Source organism: Leucobacter sp. M11, from assembly GCF_035726885.1.
GTDB lineage: Bacteria > Actinomycetota > Actinomycetes > Actinomycetales > Microbacteriaceae > JAPFRB01.
The window spans coordinates 72,488-76,243 of record NZ_JAPFRB010000001.1 but is presented as its reverse complement, the minus strand read 5'-3'; the positions used below and the strand labels follow the sequence as shown (position 1 = coordinate 76,243).

3 protein-coding genes are annotated in these 3,756 nt (G+C 74.4%); 1 reads left to right on the top strand and 2 read right to left on the bottom strand.

The annotated features are described in order from the left end of the window. Together OOT08_RS00370 and OOT08_RS00365 are read right to left on the bottom strand one after the other, a co-directional pair. Positions 1-1,234: ribonuclease catalytic domain-containing protein (locus OOT08_RS00370; RefSeq protein WP_325090616.1), on the bottom strand; the 1,234-nt coding region annotated here is incomplete at its 3' end. Between the two features lie 90 nt (positions 1,235-1,324). Further along, complete coding sequence (locus OOT08_RS00365; RefSeq protein WP_325090615.1) at positions 1,325-2,125, bottom strand: hydroxymethylpyrimidine/phosphomethylpyrimidine kinase; 801 nt, start codon at positions 2,123-2,125, stop codon at positions 1,325-1,327. 105 nt (positions 2,126-2,230) lie between these two features. Between OOT08_RS00365 and OOT08_RS00360 the strand changes: the two genes are divergently transcribed. After that, a partial coding sequence (locus OOT08_RS00360) for a class I SAM-dependent methyltransferase (protein WP_325090614.1) occupies positions 2,231-3,756 on the top strand: 1,526 nt, incomplete at its 3' end.

Below are 3,756 nucleotides of genomic sequence, written 5' to 3'. Positions count from 1 at the left end.
GCTCCGCGGCCTCGTAGGCGTCGATCGTGGCCCGGTTCAGGCCGCCGCTGCGCTGCGCGGAGGCGGCCATGAGCGCGGGCAGCTGCGGCAAGGACGCGCGTACCCAGTCGGGGACCTCGGCGCCCGCGCTGATCGCGGCGCAGCAGGCGAGGCCGAAGCGATCCACGAGCCGCCGGAGGGGAGCGGTCACGTGCGCGTAGGGAGCGGCCACCGCGGCCTGCTCCGGCTGCGCGGGAGCCTCGCCGTCGAAGGCGGTGTACCCGGCGCCGCGGAACAGGGTGCCCGCGGCGTGCATCGCGGCGAGGCCGACCGGGGTGTCCGTATCGAGCCCGCGCAGGTACGCGCCGTAGGGCTGGTCGGTGGGCCAGGGCACCCCGAGGGCGGCGACCCGGGCGCGCAGCAGCCGCACGGACTCGGGGTCCGGCGGGGGCATCGTGCGCAGGATGCCGATCCCGGCGTCCAGCATGAGCCCGGCCCCCGCGATCCCGGCGAGCAAGGACAGCTGCGCGTTCCAGTCCTCCACGGGCAGGGGGGTGCGCTGACGCAGTCCCAGCTCGCCCGTGGCCTCGTTCCGGGCCACCTCGATTTCGGGCAGCCGGAGGCTCGCGCCGCCCCGGTCGAGCTCGCGCTGGGCCCGCAGCCCGCCGAGCTCGCGCAGCAGCAGCAGCGGCTCCGCGGCGCTGCCGGCGTCGAGGGAGCGTTGCGCCCCCGCGTAGCTGAGCTTGGCTCGGGAGCGGACGAGCGCCCGGGCGACCCGGGTGCGGACGAGCTCCCCGGCATCGTCCAGGTCAAGTTCCCAGACGTAGGCCGGTCGGACCCGGTCCGGCAGGAGGGAGGCCGCGCCCTCGCTGAGCACGAAGGGGTGTAACGGGATCCGGGCGCTCGGCCCGTAGAGGGTCTGCCCTCGGCGGCGGGCCTCCGCGTCGAGCTCCCCGCCGGGCCGCACGAAGGCGTCCACGGCGGCAATCGCGTAGCGCAGCCGGTACCCTGCCCCCGCGCGGCTCAGGTGAAACGCCTGATCCAGGTCCGTTGACTCCTCGGGGTCCACGGTGACGAAGGGGACCTCCGTGAGATCCCGGTCAACGGGTTCGGGGTGCTCCGCGGCCGCACGGGCCTCGGCCAGCACCGCGGCCGGGAACTCCCCGGGCGGATCGAAGCGTTCCAGCACAGCCGCCAGCGCGGCGCTCAACTGCTCGGCTGAGGCCGTCGTTGGGGAAAGCACGCGCTCGGACACGACGCCAGCCTAGAGGAGTCGCCCCGCCGCGCGCAGAAAAAAGTGGCCGCGACCCGAGCGGGTCGCGGCCACTGACGTGGGGGAGCCGCGTTAGTCGCCCTGCCAGACCGCGTCAAAGGGGGCGTTCGAGGCCACGCGCACGGTGATCGCGTCGGTCACGAAGGCCTTCGCGGCGCGGGCCGCCTCCAGGGGGGTCGCACCCTTGGCGATCTCGGCGGCGATGGCGGCGGCCAGGGAGCACCCCGCGCCGCTCACGGCAACGTCGCCCACCTTGGGCGCGCGCAGCACCTCGAGGGTCTCACCGTCGTAGAACACGTCGATCGCGTCGGGGCCCGCGATGCGCACGCCGCCCTTGGCGACGACGGCTGCCCCGGAGAGCTCGTGGATCTTCTTCGCGGCCTCGATGAGGTCCGCCTCGGTGTCGATCGCGTCCATCCCGGACAGCGACATGGATTCGAAGTGGTTCGGGGTGACCACGGTCGCGAGGGGGAGCACCTCGGCCTTGAGCGCGTTGTCGGTGTCGAGCGCCGCGCCCGGCTCCTGGCCCTTGCAAATGAGGACGGGGTCGAGGATCACGTTCGCGAAGGGGCGATCGCGCAGCGCCTGGGCGACCGTGCTGATGGTGGCGGGGGTGCCCATCATGCCGATCTTCACGGTGTCGAGGGCCTCGGGGCCGTACGCACCCGTGATGGCGTCGATCTGATCCGCGATGACGGCGGCGTCAACCGGCACGAAGCGGTGGTTCCAGTCGTTGCGCGGGTCGAAGGAGACGATGCAGGTCAGCGCCGCCATTCCGAAGACGTTGCGCGCCTGAAAGGTCTTCAGGTCGGCCTGGGCGCCAGCGCCGCCCGTGGCTTCGGAACCGGCGATAGTCAGTGCGAGTTTAGGCATGGAGATATTCTCTCGCGGGAAGCCGGGAATGCAAAATAAGGCCGCCGGGCGGGTGGCCGGGCCACCGTGCGCGGTGTGGCGGCGCACACTCGCTAGCCTAGAGGGATGCATCGCACGAGTGACCAGAGCCCGCACGCCCACGATCCCCGCATCGACGAGCTCCGGGCCGACCTCCGTGCCGCGGGGTACGGCAGCGCCGCCGTCCGGGCGCGGCTCGGCGAGGATGCCGACGAGGCCCGCGGCCGCGGCGTGCTCGCCCCCGCCCGGCGGGCCCTCGGCGACGCCGCGACCGCCGGGGAGGCCTCCCCGCTCGACGCCCTCATCCGCCTCTTCCTGCTGCGCGAGCCGCTCAGCCCCGCTGCGGTCGCGGTGGCCCTGCCCGCGCTGGGGCTCACGGGGGCGCGCGAGCTCGGCCTGATCGAGGCAGCCCCCGCGGGGGGCGAAGCGGGCCTCCTCGCCGCGGTGAGCCTGAACTGCGTGACGCTGCCCGGGAGCGAGCGCGACTGGTGGCTGCTCTCGGATCTGGACGAGCACCTCGTGCGCGGGCCGCTCCGCGCGGACCACGTGCTCGGCGTCGGGGGAGCGACGCGTTCGCTCCTCGGCATTGCCTTCCCGGTGAGCTCGGGAGAGCGGGTGCTCGACCTCGGCACCGGCTGCGGGGTGATCGCCCTGGTCGCGGCCGATTCGGGTGCCCGGGTCGTGGCCACGGATGTCTCCCCGCGTGCGCTGCGCTTCGCGGCGTGGAACGCCCAACTGAACGGGGTCTCCGGCGTGGAACTGCGGCTGGGCGATCGCTACGAGCCGGTCGCGGGGGAACGCTTCGACCGGATCCTCAGCAATCCCCCCTTCGTGATCACGCCCCGGACCGAGGGCGTGGCCCGCTACGAGTACCGCGACGGCGGCCTCGCCGGGGACGACCTCGTGGCCTCCGTGCTCGGCGGCGCGGCGGCGCATCTGCGCCCCGGGGGCAGCCTGCAGGCGCTCGCGAACTGGGAATACCGCTGGGGGGAGGACGGCCTCGGCCGGGTGCTGAGCTGGCTGGACACCGGCACCGGCCCCCAGCCGGGCGACGACCCGAGCCCCGCCCTCGACGCCTGGGTCCTGGAGCGGCAACGGCTCAGCCCCATTCGCTACGCCGAAACCTGGGCCAGGGACGGCGGGGCGACGACCGGCTCCGCCGAGTTCGAGCGCCGCATCGCCGACTGGGTCGCGGACTTCGCCTCCCGCCGGGTGCACGGGATCGGCTTCGGCTTCGTCCTGCTCAGGGCCCCCGCCGCGGGGGAGCACCCGACCGCGCCCGTGCGGCGCACGGAGATCGTGAGCGGACCGCTTCCCGAGCACGACCCCGGGGCCGAGCGCCTGGGCGCGCACCTCGCGCGCGCCCTTGACGCGGGCCTGCGGACCGACAACCTGGACGAGCGCGGCTTTGCTGAACTGCGCCTGGCCCGGGTCGGTGCGGTGAGCGAGCACCGAGAATACGTCCCGGGCGCCGAGGACCCGAGCGCGATCCGGCTCGTGCAGGGGGACGGGCTGGGTCGCCAGATCGCGCTGGACACGGTCCTGGCCGCCGCGGTGGGGGCCTCCGACGGCGAGCTCACGGTCGGCCAGATTGCCGAGGCCCTCGCGGGCCT